At 71.2% G+C, this 22,813-nt stretch carries 24 protein-coding genes; 8 read left to right on the forward strand and 16 right to left on the reverse strand.

From position 1 onward, the window contains the following. Positions 1–72 precede the first annotated feature (72 nt). Together ABR738_RS08605 and ABR738_RS08610 are read right to left on the reverse strand one after the other, a co-directional pair. Positions 73–741: a methionine ABC transporter permease gene (locus ABR738_RS08605; RefSeq protein ID WP_350229379.1), complete on the reverse strand. Its 669-nt coding sequence runs from the start codon at positions 739–741 to the stop codon at positions 73–75. Next, entirely contained in the window at positions 738–1,793 is a 1,056-nt protein-coding gene (locus tag ABR738_RS08610) for a methionine ABC transporter ATP-binding protein (protein ID WP_350229380.1), read from the reverse strand. Before ABR738_RS08610 ends, ABR738_RS08605 begins: the two co-directional genes overlap by 4 nt. 596 nt (positions 1,794–2,389) lie before the next feature. Here ABR738_RS08610 and ABR738_RS08615 point away from each other — a divergent pair. Both ABR738_RS08615 and ABR738_RS08620 read left to right on the forward strand, forming a co-directional pair. Further along, positions 2,390–2,749, forward strand: coding sequence for a hypothetical protein (locus ABR738_RS08615; RefSeq protein WP_350229381.1), 360 nt, complete (start codon positions 2,390–2,392; stop codon positions 2,747–2,749). Between the two features lie 2 nt (positions 2,750–2,751). Next, entirely contained in the window at positions 2,752–3,189 is a 438-nt protein-coding gene (locus ABR738_RS08620) for a hypothetical protein (protein WP_350229382.1), read from the forward strand. Here ABR738_RS08620 and ABR738_RS08625 read toward each other — a convergent pair whose 3' ends face one another. The 3 genes from ABR738_RS08625 to ABR738_RS08635 are packed head-to-tail and all read right to left on the reverse strand — an operon-like array spanning position 3,190 to position 5,482. Further along, positions 3,190–3,693 carry a GNAT family N-acetyltransferase gene (locus ABR738_RS08625; RefSeq protein ID WP_350234482.1) on the reverse strand — a complete coding sequence of 168 codons (504 nt, stop codon included), beginning with the start codon at positions 3,691–3,693 and terminating at the stop codon, positions 3,190–3,192. 44 nt (positions 3,694–3,737) lie between these two features. After that, positions 3,738–4,289 (reverse strand): sigma-70 RNA polymerase sigma factor region 4 domain-containing protein, encoded by a 552-nt coding sequence (locus ABR738_RS08630; RefSeq protein ID WP_502964052.1) that lies wholly within the window; start codon positions 4,287–4,289, stop codon positions 3,738–3,740. A 23-nt stretch (positions 4,290–4,312) separates the two neighbouring features. Then, on the reverse strand, positions 4,313–5,482 hold the full coding sequence (locus ABR738_RS08635) for a glycerophosphodiester phosphodiesterase (protein ID WP_350229383.1): 1,170 nt from the start codon (positions 5,480–5,482) through the stop codon (positions 4,313–4,315). A 313-nt stretch (positions 5,483–5,795) separates the two neighbouring features. Between ABR738_RS08635 and ABR738_RS08640 the strand changes: the two genes are divergently transcribed. Beyond that, complete coding sequence (locus ABR738_RS08640; protein ID WP_246033685.1) at positions 5,796–6,416, forward strand: lysophospholipid acyltransferase family protein; 621 nt, start codon at positions 5,796–5,798, stop codon at positions 6,414–6,416. 308 nt (positions 6,417–6,724) lie between these two features. Here ABR738_RS08640 and ABR738_RS08645 read toward each other — a convergent pair whose 3' ends face one another. The 3 genes from ABR738_RS08645 to argH form a co-directional block, all read right to left on the reverse strand. Further along, positions 6,725–8,263, reverse strand: coding sequence for an MFS transporter (locus ABR738_RS08645; protein ID WP_350229384.1), 1,539 nt, complete (start codon positions 8,261–8,263; stop codon positions 6,725–6,727). Then, positions 8,260–8,811 (reverse strand): TetR/AcrR family transcriptional regulator, encoded by a 552-nt coding sequence (locus ABR738_RS08650; protein ID WP_350229385.1) that lies wholly within the window; start codon positions 8,809–8,811, stop codon positions 8,260–8,262. Before ABR738_RS08650 ends, ABR738_RS08645 begins: the two co-directional genes overlap by 4 nt. Before the next feature lie 68 nt (positions 8,812–8,879). Next, a complete protein-coding gene (gene argH / locus ABR738_RS08655; RefSeq protein WP_350229386.1) occupies positions 8,880–10,307 on the reverse strand; it encodes an argininosuccinate lyase in 1,428 nt (475 codons plus the stop codon). Positions 10,308–10,479: 172 nt separating this feature from the next. Between argH and ABR738_RS08660 the strand changes: the two genes are divergently transcribed. Beyond that, positions 10,480–11,067: a pyridoxamine 5'-phosphate oxidase family protein gene (locus ABR738_RS08660; protein ID WP_350229387.1), complete on the forward strand. Its 588-nt coding sequence runs from the start codon at positions 10,480–10,482 to the stop codon at positions 11,065–11,067. 93 nt (positions 11,068–11,160) lie between these two features. Beyond that, positions 11,161–11,850: a L,D-transpeptidase family protein gene (locus ABR738_RS08665; protein ID WP_350229388.1), complete on the forward strand. Its 690-nt coding sequence runs from the start codon at positions 11,161–11,163 to the stop codon at positions 11,848–11,850. A 47-nt stretch (positions 11,851–11,897) separates the two neighbouring features. Here ABR738_RS08665 and ABR738_RS08670 read toward each other — a convergent pair whose 3' ends face one another. The 5 genes from ABR738_RS08670 to argC all read right to left on the reverse strand — a co-directional run bounded on the left by ABR738_RS08670 (position 11,898) and on the right by argC (position 16,984). Further along, on the reverse strand, positions 11,898–12,440 hold the full coding sequence (locus ABR738_RS08670) for an arginine repressor (RefSeq protein ID WP_350229389.1): 543 nt from the start codon (positions 12,438–12,440) through the stop codon (positions 11,898–11,900). Positions 12,441–12,447: 7 nt separating this feature from the next. Further along, the gene (locus ABR738_RS08675; RefSeq protein WP_350234484.1) at positions 12,448–13,605 is read right to left on the reverse strand and encodes an acetylornithine transaminase; all 1,158 of its coding nucleotides are present in this window, start codon (positions 13,603–13,605) and stop codon (positions 12,448–12,450) included. Between the two features lie 35 nt (positions 13,606–13,640). Further along, the gene (argB, locus tag ABR738_RS08680; RefSeq protein WP_350229390.1) at positions 13,641–14,552 is read right to left on the reverse strand and encodes an acetylglutamate kinase; all 912 of its coding nucleotides are present in this window, start codon (positions 14,550–14,552) and stop codon (positions 13,641–13,643) included. Between the two features lie 49 nt (positions 14,553–14,601). After that, positions 14,602–15,774, reverse strand: coding sequence for a bifunctional glutamate N-acetyltransferase/amino-acid acetyltransferase ArgJ (gene argJ / locus ABR738_RS08685; protein WP_350229391.1), 1,173 nt, complete (start codon positions 15,772–15,774; stop codon positions 14,602–14,604). Between the two features lie 178 nt (positions 15,775–15,952). Continuing rightward, positions 15,953–16,984, reverse strand: coding sequence for an N-acetyl-gamma-glutamyl-phosphate reductase (gene argC, locus ABR738_RS08690; protein ID WP_350229392.1), 1,032 nt, complete (start codon positions 16,982–16,984; stop codon positions 15,953–15,955). A gap of 504 nt (positions 16,985–17,488) precedes the next feature. On the opposite strand from argC, the gene ABR738_RS08695 reads away from it, so the two are divergent. Next, positions 17,489–17,710, forward strand: coding sequence for a hypothetical protein (locus ABR738_RS08695; RefSeq protein WP_350229393.1), 222 nt, complete (start codon positions 17,489–17,491; stop codon positions 17,708–17,710). A gap of 183 nt (positions 17,711–17,893) precedes the next feature. Here ABR738_RS08695 and ABR738_RS08700 read toward each other — a convergent pair whose 3' ends face one another. Further along, on the reverse strand, positions 17,894–18,895 hold the full coding sequence (locus ABR738_RS08700) for an alpha/beta fold hydrolase (protein WP_350229394.1): 1,002 nt from the start codon (positions 18,893–18,895) through the stop codon (positions 17,894–17,896). Between the two features lie 125 nt (positions 18,896–19,020). On the opposite strand from ABR738_RS08700, the gene ABR738_RS08705 reads away from it, so the two are divergent. Further along, a complete protein-coding gene (locus ABR738_RS08705) occupies positions 19,021–19,869 on the forward strand; it encodes a helix-turn-helix domain-containing protein (RefSeq protein WP_350229395.1) in 849 nt (282 codons plus the stop codon). Positions 19,870–20,174: 305 nt separating this feature from the next. Continuing rightward, complete coding sequence (locus tag ABR738_RS08710; protein WP_350229396.1) at positions 20,175–20,705, forward strand: VOC family protein; 531 nt, start codon at positions 20,175–20,177, stop codon at positions 20,703–20,705. A gap of 30 nt (positions 20,706–20,735) precedes the next feature. On the opposite strand, the gene ABR738_RS08715 is transcribed toward ABR738_RS08710, so the two are convergent. Both ABR738_RS08715 and ABR738_RS08720 read right to left on the reverse strand, forming a co-directional pair. Beyond that, complete coding sequence (locus ABR738_RS08715; protein ID WP_350229397.1) at positions 20,736–21,512, reverse strand: MerR family transcriptional regulator; 777 nt, start codon at positions 21,510–21,512, stop codon at positions 20,736–20,738. After that, on the reverse strand, positions 21,509–22,642 hold the full coding sequence (locus ABR738_RS08720; RefSeq protein ID WP_350229398.1) for a serine hydrolase domain-containing protein: 1,134 nt from the start codon (positions 22,640–22,642) through the stop codon (positions 21,509–21,511). Before ABR738_RS08720 ends, ABR738_RS08715 begins: the two co-directional genes overlap by 4 nt. Between the last annotated feature and the right edge of the window lie 171 nt (positions 22,643–22,813).

The following is a 22,813-nucleotide window of genomic DNA, read 5'->3' on the forward strand; positions in this document are numbered from 1 at the left end:
AAAAGTGCCTCTTTCCGGTGGTGCGGTGTGACGCCCGGACAAGGAGTGCGGGCCGCTTTTCTCAAGGGGGGTTCAGGAGGCCCGGCCGCGGCGGGCGAGCAGGCGCCCGATGCCGTCGCCGAGCAGCTGGACCACGGTGACGATCACGATCAGGACGGCGACCGTGATGAGCATGAAGGTGGTCTCGAAGCGCTGGTAGCCGTAGGTGATGGCGACCGAGCCGAGTCCGCCGCCGCCGACCGCGCCGGCGAGCGCGGAGTAGCCGACCAGCGTGATCACGGTGGTGGTGGCCGCCGAGACGAGCGAGGGCAGCGCCTGCGGGAGCAGCACCTTCCACACGATGGTGGGGATGCCGCCGCCCATGGACTGCGCGGCCTCCACGAGCCCGTGGTCGACCTCGCGCACGGCGGTCTCCACCAGACGCGCGAAGAACGGGATGGCGCCGATGGAGAGCGGCACGATCATCGCGCTCGGACCGATGAACGTGCCGACGGCCCAGGTGGTGAACGGGATCAGGGCGATCAGCAGGATGATGAAGGGCAGCGAGCGGCCGATGTTCACGATCACGCCGACGACCTTGTTCACCGGGCGGTTCTGGAGCAGTCCGCCCTTGTCGGTGAGGACGAGCAGCACGCCGAGCGGCAGGCCGGCCGCGATGGTGACGACGGTCGCCCACAGCACCATGTAGAGGCTGTCGTACGTGCCCTGCGACAGCAGCGGCTGCATCTCCGACCAGGTCACTTGGCACCTTCCTTCACGAGACCGGCCGTCTGGGCCTCGGCCTCGGCGCTGTCGTCCACGACGTCCACCTGGAGGCCCTGCTCGCGCAGGAAGCCGACGGGGACGACGTTCTCCTCGTAACGCCCTGGCAGTTCGATCCGCATCCGGCCGATCTGCTTGCCGGCGACGGTGTCCATCGCGGCGCCGAGGATCGAGATGTCGATGTTGTACGTCCGCGACAGCTGCGAGATGACCGGCTGGGTGGCGGCCTCGCCGTGGAAGGTGACGTCGATGACGGTGCGTTCGGGGCCGGTGGCGGCGCCGGTCACCGGGAACAGTTCGGCGGCGAGTTCGGAGCCGGGCGTCGCCAGCAGTTCGCTCACCGTGCCGGACTCGATGATCCGTCCCTCGCGCATCAGCGCGGCCGAGTCGCAGACCGTCTTGACGACGTCCATCTCGTGCGTGATGAGCAGGACGGTGAGGCCGAGCTGCTGGTTGAGGTCGCGCAGGAGCTGGAGGATCGAGCGGGTGGTCTCGGGGTCGAGCGCGCTGGTCGCCTCGTCGGAGAGCAGCACCTTGGGGTCGCCGGCCAGGGCGCGGGCGATGCCGACGCGCTGCTTCTGGCCGCCGGAGAGCTGGGCGGGGTGGGCCTTGGCCTTGTCGGCGAGGCCGACCAGGTCGAGCAGTTCCAGGGCCTTGCGGGTGCGCTCGGCGCCGGAGATTCCGAGGATTTCCAGGGGCAGCTCGACGTTGTCCCGCACGGTGCGCGAGGACAGCAGGTTGAAGTGCTGGAAGACCATGCCGATGCGGGAGCGGGCCCGGCGCAGGTCCTTGCCGGCCCGGCGGCCGCGCCCGGCGAGCGCGGTGAGGTCGACGCCGTCGACGCTCACGGTGCCCGACGTGGGGCGCTCCAGGAGGTTGACGCAGCGGATGAGAGAGGACTTGCCGGCGCCGCTCTGGCCGATGACGCCGTACACCTCGCCCTCGCGGACGTGCAGGTCGACGCCGTCGAGCGCGGTGACATCTCGTCCGCGCGACTGGTAGACCTTGGTCAGGCCCGTTGTGGTGATCACAGGATTTCCGTCACTGTCGAGTGCGCGGCGCGGGGTATGCCGGGCACGGGGCAAACGTGTTCGGGGCGCGGCTCGGCCCCCGCGGTGGATACCGGGGGCGCGGTGTGCGCGGGGCAGGCCGGGTCCGTGGGATCGGGTACGGAACCGGGCGCGGCCGTCGTGGTCTCGCTTCGGGGCGCGAGGCTCAGGCGGGGGCCCTCAGAAGGCGCACATTCGACACATACAACGAGCACCGGGCGTCATCTTCGCCTCGGTCGCAAGGGTGCGGCTGCTCGTCGTGGTCATGTCGGCAAGTAAAGCAGAACCGGCCCGGCGCCCCTGGGAGATGTCCGAATAGCGGACACGCCTGGACGGCAATACGGACGGACTCCCTCCGCCGCGCCTACCCCAACGCCACCCGCTGTGACCTGCGCGGACACGGCCGGGGATGCGACGGCGACCGCAGCCCATCCGGGCACATCGGCCGGGGGCGCTGTGGTCAAGGCCACGATCGCCCGGACCGCCTCGCCCCCGTGCCGCGACGGTGGCGGTGCCACGCTCCTCGCCCGGCGGGGGTGAGCGCATCGGGCCTTTCGGACCGTAATACCCTCGACCCCATGCTCGATGCCCTGACGGTCGCGGTCGCCGCCGCCGCGCTCGCCCTCGCCGCCTGGTGCGGATATGCCGCATACCGGGACCAGGCCACCAAGGACTGGCACTTCATCGGCATGGCCGTGGTCGCCGTCCTGGCGCTGGCCCAGCTGGTCGTCGGCCTGGTGGAGCTCGGCCGGGGCGAGCGGCCCGAACAGGGTGTCGCGATCTTCATCGCGTATCTGGCCGGAGCGTTCGCGGCCGTCCCGGCGGCGGGTTTCCTCTCGCTGTCCGAGCGGACCAAGTGGGGCTCGGTGACGGTGTCGGCGGGCGCCGTGGTGCTCGCCGTGCTCGAAGTGCGTCTCTACGACATCTGGGGAGGCTGACCGTGACCGAGTCCGCCACTGACATCACGCCCGCCGACGACACCACGCCCGCCGAGAAGATCGGCACCGGGCCCGGCCGGGTGCTCGTCTGGTTCTACGGGGTGTTCACCGTGGCCGCCGCGTCCCGTTCGATCGTCCAGTCGGTCCTGGACTTCGGCAGGGCGCCGCTGGCGTACGTACTGTCCGCGATCGCGGCCTGCGTGTACGGCTTCATCACGTACTCGCTGGTGCGCGGCGGGGAGCGGGCCCGCCGCGCGGCCCTGGTGTGCTGCGCGGCGGAGCTCCTGTTCGTCCTGATCGTCGGCACCTGGACGCTGGTGGACGCCTCGGCCTTCCCCGACAAGACGGTCTGGTCCGACTACGGCATGGGCTACCTCTTCATCCCGGTGATCCTGCCGGTCCTCGGCATGCTGTGGCTCAGGCGCGCCAAGCGCCCATAGCTAGGCGCTGGCCACGAACTCCTGAGCCGCCGCGGCCTTTTCGAGGGTGATCAGGGAGAGCCGCGCGCTCACGGGCTCCGTGGCGACGGTCGCGTAACCGTGCCTGCGGTACAGCCGCAGGTTCGACTCGCTGCGGTGGCCGGTGAGGAGCTGGAAGCGCTTGGCGGCGAACTCCGCGGCGAAGTGGGCCTCGATGGCGCTCAGGAGCCGGCCGCCCAGACCGTGCCGCTGCATCCGGGGATGGACGATGAGCTTTCCGATGCGGCCGGTGCCCGACGCGTCCACCCGGCCCCGCACCGAGGCCACCACCTCGTCGCCGAGCCGGGCCACCAGGGCGTATCCCGTGGAGAGTTCACCGCGCAGCTCCTCAAGGGTCTGCGTCAGGGGCTCGATCGAGTAGTCGCCGTAGAGTTCGGCCTCGCTCTGGTAGCACAGGTATTGCAGCTTCAGTATCTGCTCGGCATCCTGTGCGCCGGCCGCAGAGATGGTCACGCTCATGCCCATGTGCGCATGCCTCTCGCTCAACTGGTCCCCGGTGTTCTACCGGGCTACCGCTCCTTTCCCCCACGTTCAGGAGCGGCAACCTCCGCCGCCAGCATTCTGCGCAGGCATCCCAGGCAACGGGAACGCGTCGGCCCCAGGCTGCCCTGTGAGATATCCAACTCCCCTGCGATTTCCCGGTAGGTGGGGTCCTTCGGTGAGAGCAGCGCGGTGAGCAGACGGGGGCAGCTGCCCGGCGTGCGGGCGATCGCCGCGCGCAGGACACGCCGCCGTTCGGCGCTGAGCGCGGCCAGTTCGGGCCCCGGGCCCGGATCGGGCGCGCGCTCACCGGCGTAGGGACTCTCCTGGCGCCGCAGCCGGCGGGCCCGGCGCGCCTCGGCCCGTACGGCGCTGCGCACCCAGCGTGCCGGGAGCGGCAGGTCCGACGGCCGGCGCTCCAACAGCCGCAGCCAGACGGCCTGTTCGAGATCGGCGGCGTCGACACCGGTACCGCAGGCCTCGGCCGCCGCTTCGGCGGCGAGGAGCGGGCTGAGCTCTGTGACGAGATCCATGCCGGGCGGGACGCGCCCGCCGGGGAAGCCGGTTTCCCCGGCGGACACTTGTCACTCGTACGGGGCGGAGCTCAGCGTCCCCTGAAGTCGGCCGCCGCGAGAAGCGCGGTGTCGGCGTTGTCGGAGAACACCGCGTCGATGCCGGTCGCGAAGTACGTCCTGAAGGCACCGAACGCGTCGCCGTAGGCGTTGGGGTCGCTGCCGCGCCGGTACTCGGCGGGCAGGAAGGTGTTCTCGTCGCGCATCGTGTAGGGGTGCAGGATCAGGCCCTGGGCGTGCGCGTCACGGACGAGGGTGGTCGGCCGGGTCAGCTTTCCGTCCGCGTCCTTGGGGATGATCAGGTCGAGGGTGGGTCCTATGCCCTGGGCGTAGGAGGCGATCCACCGCAGGCCCGCCGGCTTGACCAGGTCGTCCACCGTGCGCGGATCGCCGCTGACGACGAAGTCCCAGGGCTTGGTGCCGGCGTTGGACAGCAGCACCACGGCGGGGGTGTCCACCAGCTTCGACAGGCGCTGGATGCTGCTGGGCTCGAAGGACTCAAGGAACTGCGGGGAGTCGGCGCGGTGGCGGCCGTAGCGGCGCAGCAGCGTCGCGAGCCGGTTCTCCAGGGGCAGTCCGATGCCCCGGAAGTAGGTGGGGTGCTTGGTCTCGGAGTGCAGCCATATCCGGCGGCCCAGACGGCGCCCCTGATCCTCGGCCCAGCGCAGCACCTCCTCGAACGTGGGCACGTCCCAGCGGCCGTCGTAGAGCGTGTTGTGCTGCCGGTTGCCCGGGATGCGCTCCTTGGCGCGCAGCGTCTTGAGCTCGGCGAGAGTGAAGTCCTCGGTGAACCATCCGGTGACGGCGGTCCCGTCGATGCTCTTGGTGGTCTTGCGGGACGCGAACTCGGGGTGCGCGGAGACGTCGGTGGTGGCCGATATGTCGTTCTCGTGACGGCACACCAGATGCCCGTCCTTGGTGGGGACCAGGTCCTGCTCGATGACGTGGGCGCCGAGGTCGAGGGCGTGCTGGTAGGAGCCGAAGGTGTGCTCGGGCCGGTATCCGGCGGTGCCCCGGTGCCCGATGACGTACGGGACGGGCAGGTCGCGGTATCCGGCCGGGCCGCCTCCCCGTCGCGGCGCGGCCTCGGCCTCCCCGGCCGTCAGGCCGACGGCAGCCGAGCCGAACACGGCCGCGCCCGCCACGCCCGCCGCACCGAGCACGGCGCGCCGTCCGGGGCTCATCCGCTCACCCTCACTCATGAACTCTCCTTCGTCTGGATGCCACTGGTGTCGCACCTGTCCCGCGGCTGCCCGCCGGGAGGCACGAGCGTAGGCGGACCGAGCTGAAGAGCGGGATGTTTACGGGGTACTCGGGGGTGAATGAGGACCAAATCCGGCGCGAACACGCGTCAAGAACGCGTATCCACTGCGTGAACCCGATGTGCGATCGGACGTGCGCCGCGAGTATCGTCCTCACCTGCACAGACAACCGACATCCACCCAGACGACCCCGGAGGGCCCGTTGTCCCGCTTCGCGCTCATCAAGGCAGTGCTCGGACCGATCATGCGCCTGATGTTCCGCCCACAGGTGGAAGGCGCCGAGAACATCCCGGGCACCGGTCCAGTCATCCTCGCCGGCAACCACGTGACGTTCATCGACTCGATCGTGCTGCCCATCGTGTGCGACCGGCAGGTCTCCTTCATCGGCAAGGACGAGTACGTCACGGGCAAGGGGCTCAAGGGCCGCCTGATGGCCTGGTTCTTCACCGGCGTCGGCATGATCCCGGTCGACCGGGACGGCGCGAACGGTGGTGTCGCGGCGCTGATGACCGGCCGCCGCGTCCTGGAGAACGGCCAGATGTTCGGCATCTACCCGGAGGGCACCCGCTCCCCCGACGGCCGTCTCTACCGCGGCCGTACGGGCGTGGCGCGGCTGACGCTGATGACGGGCGCGCCGGTCGTCCCCTTCGCGATGATCGGCACGGACAAGCTCCAGCCGGGCGGTGCGGGGATGCCGCGCCCCGGCAAGGTGACGGTGCGCTTCGGTGAGCCGATGGAGTTCTCGCGCTACGAGGGCATGGACCGGGACCGCTATGTCCTGCGGGCCGTCACGGACTCGGTGATGGCCGAGGTCATGCGGTTGTCCGGGCAGGAGTACGTCGACATGTACGCCACCAAGGCGAAGGCGGCGTAGCTCTACCGCCCCGGCCCGGGCAGATTCCGCCCTGCGCGCGCCCCGGCCCCGCCGAACCCTCGCACGGCCCGGGGCGGCCCCGTCAGGGGCGCGGGGAACTGCGCGACCAGCCCTTCGCGGTCCGCGCTTTGACGTGCACGGCGTCCTGGGGGCGGATCGTTCGGGTGCGGATCGTTCGGGTGCGGATCCGTCGTGGCCGGTCGCGCAGTTCCCCGCGCCCCTGTCAGCACGTACGCCCGGCACCCGCAAACGGCAGCGCACGCAGGCAGGGCACCCGCGAGAGGCGCCCCGCTCAGCCCCCGGCAGGGTCAGTGGTGCTCGGGGCTTTCGGGCAGGCGCTGGCCCCGGAGCAGGAAGAACGCCACCGTCGCCGTGGCGAACAGCACCACCGCCCCCACCCCCGCCGCCGTCTGGAACCCCTGCGTGAACGCGTCCTTGGCCGATGCCAGGACCGCGCGCGCCTGATCGCCCGGCAGCCGTACCGCCGCCTCGACCGCCCCGCCGAGCGAATCGTGGGCCTCGGCCGCGACATCGGCGGGCACCCCGGACGGCACCTCGAAGCCCCGGTAGATCCCGGTCACCACCGAGCCGAGCAGCGCGATGCCCAGGGCCGCGCCCAGTTCGTACGCCGTCTCGGAGACCGCCGACGCCGCGCCCGCCTGCTCCTTGGGGACGCTGGAGAGGATGACGTCCGCCGTCACCGTGAAGGCGAGACCCGCGCCGAGACCGCCCACGAACAGGGCGATGCCGAGCGAGACGATGTCCGTGTCCGCGCCGAGCAGGACGCAGGCGGCGAGGGCGACACCGACGGCCGCGAGACCGCCCGACACCGCGGCTCGCACCGAGGTCCGCCGGGCGATGGGACCGGCCGCGAGCCCCGACCCCACCGCGCCGACGGCGGCGGGCAGTTCGATGAGCCCGGCCTCCAACGGCGAGCGTCCCTGGACCAGTTGGAGGAACTGGGAGAGGAAGAAGACAAGGCCCGAGAGGCCCAGGATGGTCAGCAGGTCGGCCAGGACGGCCCCGGAGAAGCCCCGGTGGTGGAAGAGGCGGATGTCCAGGAGCGGCGAGTCGAGCCGGCGCTGGCGCCGTACGAACCAGACCAGCGCGGCGATGCCGAGGACCGCCGAGGCCAGGATGTCCCAGCGGAACCCGTTGACCGCGGCCTCCTTCACCGCGTACACGACCGCGACCACGCCGACCAGGGAGAGCCCGACGCTGATGAGGTCCCAGGGCCCCGGGGCGGGGTCGCGGGACTCGGGCAGCAGCTTGATGCCGACCAGGACGAGGACGGCCATGACCGGCAGGTTGATGAGGAAGACCGAGCCCCACCAGTAGTTCTCCAGGAGGAATCCGCCGACGACCGGCCCGACCGCAGTGCCGGCGGAGGCGGCGGCTCCCCAGATGCCGATGGCGAGGCTGCGCTCCCTGGGGTCGTGGAAGATGTTGCGGATCAGGGCGAGCGTGGAGGGCATGAGGGTCGCGCCCGCGACGCCGAGCAGCGCCCGGGCCACGATCATCATCTCTGGGCTCGACGCGTAGGCGTTGAGCACGGACACCGCGCCGAAGGCCACCGCGCCGCAGAGCAGGAGTTTCTTGCGGCCGATGCGGTCACCGAGGCTGCCCATGGAGACCAGGAGCCCGGCGATGACGAACGAGTAGACGTCGCCGATCCACAGCAGCTGGGTGCCGGACGGCTTCAGGTCCTCGCTCAGGAAGGGCGTGGCGAGGCCGAGCACGGTCGCATCGACGGCGACGAGCAGGACGGCCAGGACGAGTACCGCCAGCGCGAGCCAGCGGCCCGTGGGGCCGACGGCCTGGGGCGGGCGGGCTTGGGTCGCGGTCACTTCTCCACGCTCCGCCGTACACCGCCGAGCAGCAACTCGACGATCATGTACTGGAAGTCCTTGGCGGCGACCCGGCCGTCCTGCACGCCCCAGGCCCCGGCGCCGATCAGCCCGTACAGCGCCTCGGTGAGCCAGGCGGGCGTGAGGTCGATGCGGAACTCGCCCCGCTCCTGGCCGCGCCGGAAGAGCGCGGAGACCCGGGTGTCGATGCGGGCCCAGCCCGCGTTCATCTCCTCGCCCTCGAAGAGCTGGTTCTCGGTGACGAGGAAGGCGAGCAGGCCCGCGACGGGTTCGACCTCCGCGACCATCCGGCGCAGTGCGTCCGTCGCCGGGCCCTCCTCCAGACGGGCGGCGTCCAGGGCGCCCTCCAGCTCCCGGATGCCCAGCTCCTCCAGCGCTCTGACCAGCGCCTCCCGGCCCGCGAAGTGGCGGTGCAGGGTGGCCCGGCCGATGCCGGCGGCGCGGGCGACCTCGTCCATGGTGGCGGTCGCTTTGCGGGTGAGGAGGGCTGCGGCGGTGCGGAGCACCTGGTCTCGGTCCACGGTCATGAGACAACTCTAGCCCCGGTGAGACACGCATGTCTCACCGGGGCGAGGGAGCCCGGTCCGCCCGGACGTTACTTCTTCGCGTCGGCCCAGGCGCGCTGGACCGCCAAGTCGGCCTTCAGTTCGGCCAGTTGGACGGCGACGGCCGAGGGGGCCGTGCCGCCGCGCCCGTCGCGGGAGGCGAGCGCGCCCTTGACGTCCAGCACCGTACGGACCTCGGGCGTCAGATGCTCGGAGATCTTCGCGAACTGCTCATCGGTGAGCTGGCCGAGCTCGATTCCGTGCGCCTCGCACTCCTTGACGCACTCCCCCGCGACCTCGTGCGCCACCCGGAACGGCACGCCCTGCTTGACCAGCCACTCGGCGATGTCGGTGGCGAGCGAGAACCCGGCGGGGGCCAGCTCCTCCATCCGCTGCCGGTTGACGGTGAGCGTGGCCATCATGCCGGTGAAGGCGGGAAGCAGGACCTCCAGCTGGTCGCAGGAGTCGAAGACGGGCTCCTTGTCCTCCTGGAGGTCGCGGTTGTAGGCGAGCGGGAGCGCCTTCAAGGTCGCCATCAGGCCGGTGAGGTTGCCGATGAGCCGGCCCGACTTGCCACGCGCCAGCTCGGCGATGTCCGGGTTCTTCTTCTGCGGCATGATCGACGAGCCGGTCGAGAAGGCGTCGTGCAGGGTCACGAAGGAGAACTCCTTCGTGTTCCAGATGATGATCTCCTCGGCGATCCGCGAGAGGTTCACGCCGGTCATCGCGGTGATGAAGGCGAACTCGGCGACGAAGTCGCGCGAGGCCGTGCCGTCGATGGAGTTGCCCGCCGAGCCGTGCTCGAAGCCGAGCTCGGCGGCGACGGCCTCCGGGTCGAGCCCCAGCGAGGAGCCCGCGAGCGCCCCGGAGCCGTAGGGCGAAACGGCGGTCCGCTCGTCCCACTGCCGCAAGCGCTCGGCGTCCCGGGACAGGGACTGCACGTGGGCGAGCACATGGTGGGCGAAGAGGACCGGCTGGGCGTGCTGGAGGTGCGTACGGCCGGGCATGGCCACGTCCGCGTGCGCCTCGGCGAGGCCGATCAGGGCGTCCTGGAGGTCGGCGATCAGGCCGCCGATGATCCGGGCGTGGTCGCGCAGGTACATCTTGAAGAGCGTGGCCACCTGGTCGTTGCGGGACCGCCCGGCCCGCAGCTTGCCGCCGAGGTCGGGGCCGAGGCGCTCCAGAAGGCCGCGCTCAAGGGCGGTGTGGCAGTCCTCGTCCGCGACGGTGCCGACGAACGAGCCGTCGGCGACGTCGCTCGCCAGCTGGTCGAGGCCCGCGAGCATCCGCTGGAGCTCGTCGGCGGTGAGCAGGCCGGCCGCGTGCAGCACACGGGCGTGGGCGCGCGAGCCCGCGATGTCGTAGGGGGCGAGCCGCCAGTCGAAGTGGACCGACGCGGACAGCTTCGCCAGCGCCTCGGCGGGACCGTCGGCGAACCGGGCACCCCAGAGCCGGACGTCACCGTTGTTGCTGCTCACAGCTCAAGCTCCTCAGAAGTGGGTGGGCCGCCCGGCGGCGATCTCATCGTTGGCATAACTATGCAGAGCTCTGCATGTTTTGTCAAAGCGCTCGGTGGGCGCGGACGTGCGGGCTCTGTCCACGGACCGGAATTTTCGGTGACCGCCCGGGCGGCGGCGGATAATCCGGCCCATGGGAAAGACGTACGACCGCATAGACGGCCGCCTCAGGACCTTCATCGAGAACCAGCCTCTCTTCTTCACCGCCACCGCCCCGCTCGGCCAGGAGGGGACCATCAATCTCTCCCCCAAGGGTGTCGCCGGCTCCTTCGCGGTGCTCGACGAGCGGACCGTGGCCTATCTCGACTTCGCCGGCAGCAACGCCGAGACCATCGCGCACCTGAGAGAGAACGGCCGCATCACTTTGATGTGGTGCGCCTTCCAGGGACCGCCGAACATCGTGCGGGTGCACGGCAGGGGCGAGCCGGTCTTCCGTGACGACCCGCGCTTCGAGGATCTCGTGGCCCGCTTCCCCGGCGTCGACCCGGCCCCGCACGGACTGCGCGCCGTCGTGGTCGTCACCGCCGAACTCATCCGCGACACCTGCGGATACGCGGTGCCGTTCCTGTCGTACGACGAGGACCGCGACCTGCACGCCAAACGCTTCGCGCGGGAGGACGACGCCAGTCTGAGCGCGTACTTCGCGAAGAAGGAGCACATCGCCACCAGCATCGACGGCCTGCCAGGGCTCCCGCTCCCGCTGCCCGGACGCGCGGGCTGACGGACGGGCGGCGGCGCGGGCGCGTCCCGCTTACGGAGCAACCCGGGCCGGTTCGGGCGGCCGTCGCCACCGGCGGCGCATACGGTCACGAGCATGCGCATCGCCACGCTGCTCATCGCCTCCCTGCTGGTCCCGCTCGCCGCGCCGACGCCTCCCGCGCCGCTGCCCGAGCGGCTTGCCCGCACCGGCGGAGGCAGCCAGCTGCTGACCGCAGAGGCGGCCGAGCTCGGCTCGACCACCGGGCGGCTCACCTGGTGGGACCTGCGCGAGGGGCACTGGGTGGCGGCGGGGTCCGCGCCCGCGAGGTTCGGTGCCAAGGGCCTGGCCGACGGCGAGACGCGCGTGCAGGGCACCAACACGACGCCGACCGGCCTGTACGCGCTTCCGTACGCCTTCGGGGTGGCCGCCGCGCCGCCCGGCATCCGCTATCCCTACCGGCGCGCCACCGACCGTTCCTGGTGGTGCGAGGACAACGAGTCCCGCTCCTACAACCGCTGGGTGGAGGGACTGCCCAAGGACTGCCGGGCGTCGGAGTCGGAGCATCTGACGGCGTTCGCCGGCCAGTACGCCCGGGCGCTCGTCATCGCGTACAACTACGAGCGGCCGGTGCGCGGCCGCGGCGCCGGGATCTTTCTGCACGTCAACGGAGGCGGCGCGACCGCCGGTTGTGTGTCGGTGCCCGCAGAGGCGATGGACCAGGTGCTCGCCTGGGCCGATCCGGTCCGCTCCCCGCACATCGCGATCGGCACGGACACCGGCCCCACCGCCATCACCGGGTACTGAACCGGTCTTCGCCTGACGGCAGTTGAGGGCCGGGCCCCCAACTCCCCTCAGCGGTGGTCGTTCTGCGCCAGGCGCAGCAGATGGTCGGCCAGCGCCTGGCCGCCCGTGGGGTCACGGCTGATCAGCATCAGGGTGTCGTCACCCGCGATCGTGCCGAGGATGTCGTGCAGTTCGGCCTGGTCGATGGCCGAGGCGAGGAACTGGGCGGCGCCGGGCGGGGTGCGCAGCACCACCAGGTTGGCGGAGGCCTCCGCGGAGATCAGGAGCTCGGCGGAGAGCCTGCGCATCCGCTCCTCCTTCGCCGACTCCCCCAGCGGCGCCTTCGGCGTGCGGAAACCGCCCTCGCTGGGCACCGCGTAGATCAGCTCGCCGCCCGTGTTGCGGATCTTCACCGCGCCCAGTTCGTCGAGGTCGCGCGAGAGCGTGGCCTGGGTGACGCTCAGCCCGTCGTCCGCTAGCAGCTTGGCCAGCTGGCTCTGGGACCGCACCGGCTGCCGGTTGAGGATGTCCACGATCCGGCGGTGGCGGGCGGTGCGGGTCTGCGGTACGGCGGGGCCGCCCGGCTCGAAGTCCTGCGCCTCGTCGGTCATCGTCGTCTCATTCTCCGGATCGTCCGTCCCCGCCTGCTGCTCCAAGGATGCCGGGCAGCGCCCGGACGAACGCATCCACCTCCGCGTCGCCGATGACGAGCGGCGGCATGAGCCGTACGACATCGGGCGCGGGCGCGTTGACCAGGAAGCCGGCACCCTGAGCCGCCTGCTGCACCTGAGGTGCGAGGGGCTCGTTGAGCACGATACCCAGCAGCAGCCCCGCACCACGGACATGGGAGACCAGCGGGTGCGCCAGCGCCTCGATTCCCTCCCGCAGCTTCTCGCCGGTCCGCTTGACCTGGTCGAGTACGCGGTCGGCCGCGAGGGTGTCGAGTACGGCGAGACCCGCGGCGCAGGCGATGGGGTTGCCACCGAAGGTGGTGCCGTGCATTCCGGGCTCCAGCAGATCGGCCGCCGGGCCGAACGCGACGGTGGCGCCGATGGGCAGCCCCCCGCCGAGCGCCTTCGCGAGCGTGACGACGTCCGGCTCGACCCCCTCGTGCCGCTGGTACTCGAACCAGGCGCCGGTCCGGCCGATGCCGGTCTGGACCTCGTCCAGGACGAGCAGCGTCCCGGTGGCGCGGGTGATCTCACGGGCGGCCCGCAGATAGCCGGCCGGCGGGACGACCACGCCGATCTCGCCCTGGATCGGCTCGATGACCACGAGGGCGGTCTCCTCGGTGACGGCCGCCCGCAGCGCCTCGACGTCGCCGAACGGCACATGGGTGACGTCGCCGGGCAGCGGCCGGAACGGCTCCTGCTTGCCCGGCTGCCCCGTCAGCGCGAGCGCGCCCATCGTCCGGCCGTGGAAGGCGCCGTGGGTGGCGACCATCCGGGTGCGCCCGGTCAGCCGGCCGATCTTGAACGCGGCCTCGTTGGCCTCGGCGCCGGAATTGCAGAAGAAGACGCGTCCGGGCCGCCCGAAGAGCTGAAGGAGGCGTTCGGCGAGCGCCACGGGAGGCTCCGCCGCATACAGGTTGGCGACATGGCCGAGCGTCGCGATCTGCTCGGAGACCGCCCGCACGACGGCCGGATGGGCGTGCCCGAGCGCGTTGACCGCGATGCCGCCCACGAAGTCGGTGTAGGCGGCGCCGTCCGCGTCCCACACCGTGGCGCCCTCACCGCGTACGAGCGCGAGCTTCGGCGTGCCGTAGTTGTCCGTCATGGCGTGCCGCCAGCGCCGCGCCAGTTCCTGGTTGCTCACCGCGTTCCCCCTCGGGTTCCCCGTGCGTCCGGCACGACCATCGTGCCGATGCCTTCATCCGTGAAGATCTCCAGCAGGATCGAGTGCTGGACCCGGCCGTCGATCACGCGCGCGGTGTTGACCCCGTTGCGCACGGCGAACAGACAGCCCTCCATCTTGGGGACCATGCCACTGGAGAGCTCGGGCAGCAGCTTCTCCAGCTGCGTGGCGGTCAGTTTGCTGATCACCTCGTCGCTGTTCGGCCAGTCCTCGTACAGGCCCTCGACGTCGGTGAGGACCATCAGGGTCTCGGCGCCCAGCGCAGCCGCAAGTGCCGCAGCCGCCGTATCAGCATTGACGTTGTAGACATGTCCGTCGTCCTGGGAGCGGGCGATCGAGGAGATGACCGGGATGCGGCCGTCGTCCAGGAGCGCCGTGATCGCGCCCGGGTCGATCGCGGTGATCTGGCCCACCCGGCCGATGTCGACGAGCTCGCCGTCGATCTCCGGCCGGTGCTGGGTGGCGGTGATGGTGTGGGCGTCCTCGCCGGTCATGCCGACCGCGAGCGGCCCGTGCTCGTTGAGCAGCCCGACCAGTTCGCGCTGCACCTGCCCGGCGAGCACCATGCGCACCACATCCATGGCCTCGGGGGTGGTGACCCGAAGGCCCGCCTTGAACTCGCTGACCAGGCCGTGCCTGTCGAGCTGCGCGCTGATCTGTGGTCCCCCGCCGTGCACGACGACGGGCTTGAGGCCCGACTGCCTCAGGAACACCACGTCCTGCGCGAACGCGCGCTTCAGCTCCTCGTCGACCATGGCGTTGCCGCCGAACTTGATGACGACGGTCTTGCCGTGGTGCCGGGTCAGCCAGGGCAGCGCCTCGATGAGGATCTGCGCCTTGGGCAGGGCGGTGTGTTTGCGCGTGCTCATGAGTGCGGCCCATTCCTTGGAAGGGTGGTGGTGGGAGACGGGTGGGCGCTCATGAGCTGTACGCGCTGTTCTCGTGGACGTAGTCGGCGGTGAGGTCGTTGGCCCAGATGACGACGGGCTCGCTGGTGCCCGCGGCGAGGTCGGCGGTGATCCTGACCTCCCTGAAGCGCATGTCGACCAGGTCGCGGTCCTCGCCGACGGAGCCGTTCTTGCAGACCCACACGCCGTTGATGGCGACGTTGAGCAGGTCCGGCTCGAAGGCCGCCTTCGTGGTGCCGATCGCGGAGAGCACCCGGCCCCAGTTGGGGTCCTCGCCGTGGATGGCGCACTTGAGGAGGTTGTTGCGGGCGATGGAGCGGCCCACCTCCACGGCGTCGTCCTCGCTCGCGGCGTTGATCACCTCGATGCGGATGTCCTTGGATGCGCCCTCGGCGTCGCCGATGAGCTGGCGCGCCAGGTCGTCGCAGACGGCCACCACCGCCTCGGCGAACTCGCTGTAGGCGGGCGCCACTTGGGACGCGCCGGAGGCGAGCAGGAGCACCGTGTCGTTCGTGGACATGCAGCCGTCGGAGTCCACCCGGTCGAAGGTCTGCCGCGTGGCGTCGCGCAGCGCCTTGTCGAGGGTGGCCGCGTCGAGATCGGCGTCGGTGGTGAGCACGACGAGCATGGTGGCGAGCCCGGGCGCGAGCATGCCCGCGCCCTTGGCCATGCCGCCGACCGTCCAGCCGTCCCGGGTGACGGCGCTCGTCTTGTGCACGGTGTCGGTGGTCTTGATGGCGATGGCGGCCTTCTCGCCGCCGTGGTCGCTGAGCTGGGCCACGGCCTTGTCGATGCCGGGCAGCAGCTTGTCCATGGGGAGCAGGGTGCCGATGAGGCCGGTGGAGGCGACGGCGACGGTGCCCGCGCCGGTCTCGTCGTACCCGGCGGCGTCGAGGGCGGCGGCGGCCTTCTCGGCCGTGGCGTGCGTGTCCTGGAAGCCCTGGGGGCCCGTACAGGCGTTGGCGCCACCGGAGTTGAGGACCACCGCGCGCACCTCGCCGCCCTTGAGGACCTGCTCGGACCACAGGACCGGGGCCGCCTTGACGCGGTTGGAGGTGAAGACGCCCGCGGCGGCGACGCGGGGCCCGGTGTTGACCACGACGGCCAGGTCCGGGTTGCCGTTCTGCTTGATCCCGGCGGCGATGCCCGACGCCTGGAATCCCTTGGCTGCCGTCACGCTCACTGTGTCTCCTCGTTCGCTTCTGGGCCCGCGCGGCGCGCCCGCTCGGCTTTCGTCGTCATCCACGGCCCGGCGGCCGCGCGCGACGCTCACGGCGTCTTCTCGTTCATTTCTGGGTCCACGCGGCGCGCCCGCACGGCTTTCGCCGTCCTCTTCGGCCCGGTGGCCGCGCGCGCGGCGCTCACGGTGCGACTCCGACCGTCGGCAGGCCCAGGCCCTCCTCGAGCCCGAGGGCGATGTTCATGCTCTGCACCGCGCCGCCGGCGGTGCCCTTGGTGAGGTTGTCGATGGCGCTGATCGCGATGACGCGGCCGGCGCTCTCGTCGTACGCGACCTGCACGTGGACGGCGTTGGACCCGTACACGGACGCGGTCGCGGGCCACTGCCCCTCGGGCAGCAGACGCACGAACGGCTCGTCCGCGAAGGCCTTCTCGTACGCCGCCCGTACGCTCTCGGCGCCGACGCCGGGCTTCGCCTTGGCGGAACAGGTGGCGAGGATGCCGCGGGGCATCGGCGCGAGGGTGGGCGTGAAGGACACGGTGACGTCCTCGCCGGCCACCGCGCTCAGGTTCTGGATCATCTCGGGGGTGTGCCGGTGGCCGCCGCCGACGCCGTAGGGGGACATCGAGCCCATCACCTCGCTGCCCAGCAGATGGGGCTTGAGCGCCTTGCCCGCGCCGGAGGTGCCGGTGGCCGCGACGATCACCGCGTCGGGCTCGACGAGCCCGTCCCGGTAGGCGGGGAACAGGGCGAGCGAGACGGCGGTCGGGTAGCAGCCCGGCACCGCGATCCGCCGCGCCGACTCCAACGCGGCCCGCCCGCCCGGCAGTTCGGGCAGCCCGTAGGGCCAGGTCCCGGCGTGCGCCGAGCCGTAGAACTTCTCCCAGTCCCCGGCGTCACGAAGGCGGAAGTCGGCTCCCATGTCCACGACGAGGACGTCGTCACCGAGCCGTTCGGCGACCGCCGCGGACTGTCCGTGCGGCAGCGCGAGAAATACGACGTCGTGCCCGGCCAGCACCTCGGCGGTGGTCGGCTCCAGGACCCGGTGGGCCAACGGACCCAACTGCGGCTGGAGCGCGCCGAGCACCTGCCCGGCGTTGGAGTTCGCGGTCAGCGCCCCGATCTCGACCCCGGGATGCCCGACGAGCAGCCGGAGCAGTTCCCCGCCCGCATACCCACTGGCCCCCGCCACTGCCGCACGTACCGCCGCCATCGCAATCCTCCTCGGTGATGGCATGACTATACGTACCGATGCAGCTTTATGCAAAGAAATGCTCGATCCGGGCCCAGCGATCCGGTGCGACTGGGCGCTCCAGGTGGCGGATGAGCGCCTCAGTCGGCGGGGCCGAGCAGTTGAGCCGGCGGATGTACGGGTCGGCCGAGGCCGCACCTGACGTCGATGGGCGTGGCGAGCCGATGCGGAGGTGGCGACCGCGCCCTGGCACCGGGCGCCGGGCTGGGACCAGGCCTTTGACCTGCGAGACCGGCCGTGTCGTTACGTTCCGTGGGTGAGGGGTCAGCGGTCGTCCCAGGTTGACGCGGGGCGTGTGTCACGCCCCGGTGTGTCCACCCGGGGAGTCTTTATGATCAAGCTCGCGTCCACGTCCCAAGAGCGTCCCGACCGGTTGCGGGGCCGATTGGGGGACGAGCCGAAGGCGTCGCGGGCGGAGACGCGTATCGCCCGCGGCCGGTCGCGCACCATCTGGCCGGCGCGGCCATGCACGCCGCCGCCCGGCAGGTCCAGGGCCTGGAGCCCTCGGACCTGGAGCGGGAACCGCTGGACGTGAGGGGCGCGTTCGTCGACGCGGAGGAGATCGCGGCGTGCGGGCGGGTGTACGCGGATGCGTCAGCGCGCACGGCGGCGAGTCTGTTCCCGGAGCAGATCGCCGCCCGGCCGGTGGAGACCCCCTCCACCCTGGACGATCCCGTACGCCGGTAACCCAACCACCCCAGTTGCACCGCTCGTTTTACAGACCCACTTACGCGGACATGGTGGATCGCCGCCGCACCGACAGCGGTGGCGATCTCGTTGACAGTCGTGCTGCGGGACAAGAGGGCGTAGCCGGTCGACGTCGGGCCTCGTCAGGCGCGGTGGTCGGGCAGAACGCGTGCTGATGCCTGGTCAGTGCGGAGCGGATTCGAGAGCGAAGCCGCGCAGGAGGTTACCGGTCGTGTCGGGGTCCTCCAGCATGGGTGTGTGACCGACACCGTCCAGGATCTCGATTCGGGCGTGGGGGACTCGGCGGTAGTCCTGGGCGGAGGCCGGCTGCCATCGCCGGTCCTGGGAGCCGAAGATGACCAGTGTGGGCAGGCCGAGACCGGCGAGCCGGTCAGGGATGGGTTGCTCCTTCACATACGCGGTGGACGCCTCTTGGGTCGCGGTGAGGCCGCGGTACGTCATGCCCCGGATGTCGGCGATCATCTGATGGGGGATCCTTACCTTGCGGGTGAAGGCGGTGTCCAACCCGTCACGGATCAAGCTGTCGGTACGCAGCCGCCAGAGCAGTTCCCCCAGCACCGGCGTCGTCATCAGGCGGCCGGCGACGCTGTCGCCGAGGAACGCGTCCACCCGCGGGCCGGTATCGATCAGCGCGATGGCCGCCACCAGGTCGCGGCGCTGCTCGGCCAGCGACGTGGCGACAGTGCCCCCGGTCGAATGCCCCACGACGATCGCGCGGCGCACCCCCAGCTTGTCCAGTACGGCACCGACCCGGCGTGCCTGGTCCGCGATGCCGTAACCATCGGCCGGTTTGGCGGACTTGCCGTGCCCGAGCAGATCCATCCGCACCACGCGCAGGTTCCCCAACGCCGGGAGCAGCGGGTCCCACCATGCCGTGGAGCCGGCCAGGCCGTGCAGGAGGACGACGGTGGGCGCGCCGGGCGGACCAGTCCGCACGACGTGCATGTCCCCGCCGGGAACGCGCATGATCTGCTCGCCGGAGGCTTGGGCCGTCTCCGTGCGCACGGACACCGTGTTCCCCGCGAGGAGGACGACCAGCACGGCGACGGTCAGCAGCGCGATCCGCCGCCGTCTGCCCCCCGTCCGTCGGCCGTGCGCGACGCGCGGCGTCGCGTCTCCGTGGCCGAGGGTGTGCCGGCTCTGTGGGGTGGTCGTCTCATCCATGGCTCCTCCGTCGCTCGGTTCGTGGCGCCTTCACCCTCCTCCCGTCCGACGCGACGCGTCTTGGAGAAATGTCCGCGCTGCGCGCTGGGTTGCTTCCGGCACCAAGCCGCTCGTACCGTCGTGGCGTGCGGCCAGTTCGCGGGACGGCAAGCCCCACCGCCACCTGGGAGATCGAGCGCCCGGCGCGGGCCACCGCGCTGCCCGGTGTCGACATGGCGGGCTTCCGTATTCGCGGCGACGGCTCGACCGAACTGCGAGCCATCCCGCACCCCGCCGTCACGGTGGCCGTCGAGTTCGGTGACCGCCCGTTCGACATCGACGGCGCGGGCGGCCCCGTACGGTCGGGCAGCCTGGCCGCCGGGCTGTCCTTCAGCGTGTTCCGGATACAAGCCGAGGCCATCGCGTGTGTGCAGATACGCCTGTCTCCGCTTGTCGCGTACCCCGTACTCGGGCTGCCCCTCGGCGAATTGGGCGCGGGCGTCATCGGACTCGACGACCTGTGGGGCCGCGACGCGACGCGCCTGCGGGAGCGGCTTCACCAGGCGCGCACATGGCCGGAGCGCTTCGCGCTGATCGACACAGAGCTGTTGACCCGGCTCCACGCCGGCAAGGTGGCCGATCCCGAGGTGGCCTGGGCCTGGCGCCATATCGTCGCAAGCCATGGCCGAGTTCGCGTGCGTGACCTCGCGGCCGGGACCGGGTGGAGTCGCCAGCGTATGTGGTCACGTTTCGGCTCGCAGATCGGCCTGGCGCCCAAACGCGTCGGCATGCTGGTGCGCTTCGATCAGGCCGTCCACCGCCTGGCCCAGGGGCACACACCCGCGCAGGTGGCCGCGGACTGTGGGTACTCCGATCAGTCCCACCTCCATCACGAGGTCCGCGCGTTCACCGGGACACCCCCCAGCGCCGCCGCGAACGAACCGTGGCTGGCTGTCGACGACACAGCCTGGCCAACTCGGGGCGGACCGGCCTGAAGCCCTTGGCTCCGCCGTCACCCCGCCGCGCCCGTCGACGTCAGGTGCGGCCTCAGCCGACCCATGCATCCGCCGACTCAACTGCTCAGCCCCGCCAACTGAGGCGCTCATCCGCCACCTGGAGCGCTCACTCACATCCGGCGACCGGGCCACCACCACTCCCCCCATCTCTGCCCGTGAACATGGCTCGAATTGATTTAATATTCAACCTACTTCGACGGCATGCTGGTCACAGAGCCGACGGCCTCCCGGAGGTCCGGCCCGGTACCCCCAACGCCCCACCTAGGCAACGGAGATGACCTGACATGACACTGGCACTCCCCCTCCGCCTCCACCACCACGCCTGGATCACCGACGACCAGGAGGCCAACCGGCGCTTCTACGAAGACGTCATCGGGCTGCCGCTGGTGGCCACGTGGACCGAGCGTGAGGTGTTGTCCGGGGCCGAGCGCGCCTACAGCCACGCTCTTTACGGGCTGGCCGACGGCAGCGCGCTGGCCTTCTTCCAGTTCGCCGACCCCAAGGACCAGGCGGAGTTCAAGACCAGCATCCACGCGACCCCTTTGCGTCACATCGCCTTCAAGGTCGAGGCCGAGACCCAGGACGCCCTGCGCGAGCGCGTCGCCGCGGCCGGCGTCGCGGAGGCGAACGCGCACGTGATCGACCACGGCTTCTGCGTCTCGCTGTACATCACCGACCCGAACGGGCTGATATTGGAGTTCGCGGTCGATCACCCCGACGTGGAGAAGATCGACGCCGAGCGGCGCGCCACGGCACACGCCGACCTCGCCCGCTGGCTCGCGGGTGACCACACCAGCAACAACCACTGGCGCTGAGCGCACCCGCCCTGTGCTGGCAGACGCGCGTCACCGCCTGGGCAGCGGCACTCCCGCCGCGCGGAGCTTGGCTTCGGTGAGGGCGGTCAGGCGGGCCGCGACCGGTGCCTGGTCGGCGCGGTGGGTGTTGATCAGCTGGTACTGGGCCGAGGCCTTCGCCCACGCCCGCAGGCTCGCGTCGTTTTCGCGCGGGGCGGCGTTGGCGAGGTAGCGGTTCGCCAGGGCGCCGGCCAGCTCCTCGACGCGCGGATCGTCCGGGTCCCAGGCCTCCGCCTCCTGGGCCCGCCTGGTCAGATCGACGTACTCGGGGTCGTCGAGCCCGGTCTCCAGCTGGGCCAGGAATCCCTCGAACCCCGCGGGCACCAGCGCGCGGGCCAGCACCATGGCCTCGCGTTGCGCGGCCACGTAGTTCGGACCGAAGCCGAGGTCCGCCATCCGCTCCAGCAGCGCGCAGGCCCGGTCGGGCAGCAGCGCCCGGTCGCCGTCGGCGAGCCGGTGCAGGGTGTCGCGCCGCGCGGTCAGCTCCGCGATGCTTTCGGTGAGCCGGCGCTCGACGTCGGCGAGCGCGGTACGAAACCGCGCCGCGTCGGCGTCGAGCATGGGCGCGATCTCGGCCAGCGGCACCCCCGCGCCGGCCAGGGTCCGCGCCTGCACCAGGTGCAGCAACTCCCTCGACCCGTAACGCCGGTAGCCGGAGCTGTCCCGTTCCGGCTCCGCGACCAGGCCTAGCTTGTGATAGTGCCGCACCGTCTTGACGGTGACGCCGGCGAACGACGCCGCCTGCCCGATCGTGACCCCGTTGCTCATCCGGCCAGTCTGCCCGAGAACACCGCCTCCACGAAGCGCTGTTGAGCGGCCCGGAAGGCCGGCGCGATCGTCAGATCGGCGTCGTCGACCCACGTCAGCCCGGCCGTCAGGACCGTACGGCCGTCGGCACTCGCGTACATCAGCGCCGCCGAGCCCATGGTGGCGCCATTGTGGTGGAAGACGGTGCCGCTCCCCGTCTCCTGGGCGAAGACCCCGAGGCCGTAACCGACGGTCGCCTCCGGCGTGCGCATCTCGGCCAGCAGCCCGGCCGGAAGCAGCCTGCCGCCCATCAGCGCGGAGAAATAGGTGGCGAGGTCCCCGGTGGTCGAGATCATGTCGCCGCCGGCTCCGACCCAGGACGGGTTCTGCCGGGTGACGTCCACGATCCGCTCCTGACCGGCGTCCTCGTAACGGTAGTAACCGTGGTTGTGCGGCGCGGGGATCTCCGGGGAGTCGCCCGGCGCGAGCGTGCCGGTCAGCCCGAGCGGACGCAGGACGAGCCGGCTCAGCTCCTCGGCGAACGTACGCCCCGTGACACGTTCGATCACCAGCCGGGCCAGGACGTAGTTGGTGTTGGCGTAGCTCCAGCCCGTACCGGGTGCGAACCGGGCCGGCTTGGACAGCGACAGGCGCACCAGGTCCTCCGGCCGGTACGTCGCGAACCGCTTCTCCACCCACTCCTTGCCCTGCCAGGGCACCCCGAGCACGATCGTGCCGTCCTCGTAGAGCTCGCCGGTGTGGTTGAAGATGCCGCTGGTGTGCCGCAGCAGCATGCGTACGGTGATCCGCCGGTCGAGACCGAACTCGGGGAGGTGGTCGGCGGCCGGGGCGTCGAGACCGATCCTGCCCTCGGCGACCAGCAGCAGCACCACGGTAGCGACGAAGCTCTTGGTGGTGCTGCCGATACGGAAGTGGCCGTCCGTCACCGGTCCTGCGCTCCCGTCCAGCCCGCCCGCCCCCGCCCCCGCGACCCATTCGCCCCGCTCGTCGCGCACCCGGAGCTGGACGCCGAGGAAACCGCCCGCGGTCACCTCGTCGAGCACCTTGCGCAGATGCGGACAGTCCCGGCCCGGGCGCGAAGTGGTGGCGAAAAAGGGGGAGTTGGCGGTGGCGTGGACAGGGGTGCTCATGGTTACGGGCTCCTTCACATCGTCGTTTCCGGCCTCCCGGCCGGGTCGGCGTCCTGCCGATGCGATGAGCCTCGACCCTGACCCGGGGTCAACCTCAACTGTGATGTGGGACACGGTTGTTCGGGCCCCAGCTTCATGGGAGTTCATGGGAGCCGAGCCGCGACCCCGGGT

The organism is Streptomyces sp. Edi4, assembly GCF_040253615.1.
GTDB lineage: Bacteria > Actinomycetota > Actinomycetes > Streptomycetales > Streptomycetaceae > Streptomyces.

Excerpts from the sequence above, each read along its gene's own strand:
- ABR738_RS08670 (WP_350229389.1), bottom strand. The coding sequence starts at position 12,440 with ATGACCGACGAGGCGCAGGACTTCGAGCCGGGCGGCCCCGCCGTACCG.
- ABR738_RS08715 (WP_350229397.1), bottom strand. The coding sequence starts at position 21,512 with ATGAGCAACGGGGTCACGATCGGGCAGGCGGCGTCGTTCGCCGGCGTC.
- ABR738_RS08640 (WP_246033685.1), top strand. The coding sequence starts at position 5,796 with ATGTTCCGCCCACAGGTGGAAGGCGCCGAGAACATCCCGGGCACCGGT.
- ABR738_RS08710 (WP_350229396.1), top strand. The coding sequence starts at position 20,175 with ATGACACTGGCACTCCCCCTCCGCCTCCACCACCACGCCTGGATCACC.
- ABR738_RS08720 (WP_350229398.1), bottom strand. The coding sequence starts at position 22,642 with ATGAGCACCCCTGTCCACGCCACCGCCAACTCCCCCTTTTTCGCCACC.
- ABR738_RS08675 (WP_350234484.1), bottom strand. The coding sequence starts at position 13,605 with ATGACGGACAACTACGGCACGCCGAAGCTCGCGCTCGTACGCGGTGAG.
- ABR738_RS08665 (WP_350229388.1), top strand. The coding sequence starts at position 11,161 with ATGCGCATCGCCACGCTGCTCATCGCCTCCCTGCTGGTCCCGCTCGCC.
- ABR738_RS08650 (WP_350229385.1), bottom strand. The coding sequence starts at position 8,811 with ATGACCGTGGACCGAGACCAGGTGCTCCGCACCGCCGCAGCCCTCCTC.
- argC (WP_350229392.1), bottom strand. The coding sequence starts at position 16,984 with ATGGCGGCGGTACGTGCGGCAGTGGCGGGGGCCAGTGGGTATGCGGGC.
- ABR738_RS08615 (WP_350229381.1), top strand. The coding sequence starts at position 2,390 with ATGCTCGATGCCCTGACGGTCGCGGTCGCCGCCGCCGCGCTCGCCCTC.
- ABR738_RS08695 (WP_350229393.1), top strand. The coding sequence starts at position 17,489 with ATGCACGCCGCCGCCCGGCAGGTCCAGGGCCTGGAGCCCTCGGACCTG.
- argB (WP_350229390.1), bottom strand. The coding sequence starts at position 14,552 with ATGAGCACGCGCAAACACACCGCCCTGCCCAAGGCGCAGATCCTCATC.
- ABR738_RS08700 (WP_350229394.1), bottom strand. The coding sequence starts at position 18,895 with ATGGATGAGACGACCACCCCACAGAGCCGGCACACCCTCGGCCACGGA.
- ABR738_RS08625 (WP_350234482.1), bottom strand. The coding sequence starts at position 3,693 with ATGGGCATGAGCGTGACCATCTCTGCGGCCGGCGCACAGGATGCCGAG.
- ABR738_RS08660 (WP_350229387.1), top strand. The coding sequence starts at position 10,480 with ATGGGAAAGACGTACGACCGCATAGACGGCCGCCTCAGGACCTTCATC.
- ABR738_RS08635 (WP_350229383.1), bottom strand. The coding sequence starts at position 5,482 with ATGAGTGAGGGTGAGCGGATGAGCCCCGGACGGCGCGCCGTGCTCGGT.